This is a genomic window from Mycobacterium sp. TH-M82, assembly GCF_057473605.1.
In genome coordinates, this window is record NZ_JBYCKY010000139.1 from 1 (window position 1) to 1,609 (window position 1,609).

The following is a 1,609-nucleotide window of genomic DNA, read 5'->3' on the forward strand; positions in this document are numbered from 1 at the left end:
AAGCCGACCGAAAGGGAGTTCACGCATGCATTTCGACTGGGACGTGCTGTGGGGGCTGATCTGGTACTCACTGGTGGTGTTCGCGTTCATCGCGTACCTGTTCATCCTGATCTACATCGTCATCGACCTGTTCTGGCGGGACCACACCACGTCGGGTTGGGCCAAAGCCGGCTGGGTGCTGTTTTTGTTCCTGTTCCCGCTGCTGACGGCGCTGGTGTATCTTGTCGCCCGCGGCGACGGCATGGCGCAGCGGGCCCGCGAGTCGGCCGCCACCGCCAAGAAGGAGGCCGACACCTACATCCGGCAGGCCGCCGGCCGGTCGCCCGCCCAGGAGATCGCCGACGCCAAGCAGCTGCTCGACGCCGGCTCCATCAGCCAGAGCGAGTTCGACACGCTGAAGGCCAAAGCACTGAGCTGAGGCGTCAGAACAGGGCGAACTGCTCGCCGGGGACACCCTCGTCGGCGAAGTCCTCGACGTCGACGCCGCCGGCCACCGCCTCGATGCAGTCCAGGAACGCCGCGTCGGACACCGTCGGCACGCCGAGCTCCCGGGCCAGATAGCCCCTGCCCTGTTGCGGCCTGGGCTCGTTGCAGATCACCAGCGAGGTGTCGGCGTCGATGACGTCGGTGTAGGCCAACCCGGCATGCAGGATTCGCTCCAGGAGTTCCTCGTGGGTGCGGGTGCACTCCGCCGACAGCGCCACCCGCATGCCCTGCACCAGCGGCCGGCCCCGGACGTAGCGGCCCGGGTTGGCGTAGCGGCACGGCATCCGTGAGGCCAGCGACTTCAGCGGCCGCAGCGGGTCGTGGGTGACCCGGCCGTTGGGCCACCGGCGCCGGGTCACCGGCCGCACCGGCAGCCAGACGTCGCGTTCTTCGGCCCGCTGCAGCGCCGCCGTCAGCACGCGGGCCAGCACCTGCGCGTCGTCGAACGCGTCATGCGGGCGGGTCTGGGTGACACCCCAGTGTGCGGCAAGGGTTTCCAGCCGCAGGTTGTCCAGGCCGAGATCGAGCCGCCGGGCCAGCTCCACGGTGCACATCACCGCGTCGACGGGCATCTCGGCCTCGGCGATCTCCGCTTCGGCGGTGAGGAACGCGTAATCGAACGCCACGTTGTGCGCGACCAGCGTGCGTCCGGTCAGCAGCGCGATCACGTCATCGACGATGTCGGTGAACGTCGGCTGCCCCGCCAGCATCGCCGCGGTCAGCCCGTGCACATGGGTGGGCCCGGGGTCGACCCCCGGGTTGAGCAGGCTGACGACCGATTCCTCCACCCGGCCGTGCGGGTCCAGCGCCAACGCGGCGACGCTGAGGATGCGGGCATGGCCCGGCCGGAAACCCGAGGTTTCGACGTCGAGGACCGTCCAACCCGGCCCGGGCTCGCCCGTCGGCCGGCCCCAGGCTGCGCAACTCATGCACCGAGGATGGCACGCGTCAACGACAAAGGCCGGTCGCCGGGTTGTCGTGTCGGGAACTTAAACTGCGCGGGTGATCACCGCCCGCGGACGCCTCGCCCTGGCCGCTGGGGCGGGCGCGCGGTGGGCGTCGCGGGTCACCGGCCGCGGCGCCGGCGCGATGATCGGCGGCCTGGTCGCGATGACGCTGGACC

At 70.4% G+C, this 1,609-nt stretch carries 2 protein-coding genes; one reads left to right on the forward strand and one right to left on the reverse strand.

Annotated elements, in window-relative coordinates; all coding sequences use genetic code 11:
- Nucleotides 1-25: 25 nt before the first annotated feature.
- On the forward strand, nucleotides 26-418 hold the full coding sequence (locus AC2VON_RS04135; protein ID WP_486951799.1) for an SHOCT domain-containing protein: 393 nt from the start codon (nucleotides 26-28) through the stop codon (nucleotides 416-418).
- A gap of 4 nt (nucleotides 419-422) precedes the next feature.
- Here AC2VON_RS04135 and AC2VON_RS04140 read toward each other — a convergent pair whose 3' ends face one another.
- The gene (locus AC2VON_RS04140; protein ID WP_486951800.1) at nucleotides 423-1,415 is read right to left on the reverse strand and encodes a DEDDh family exonuclease; all 993 of its coding nucleotides are present in this window, start codon (nucleotides 1,413-1,415) and stop codon (nucleotides 423-425) included.
- Nucleotides 1,416-1,609: the final 194 nt, after the last annotated feature.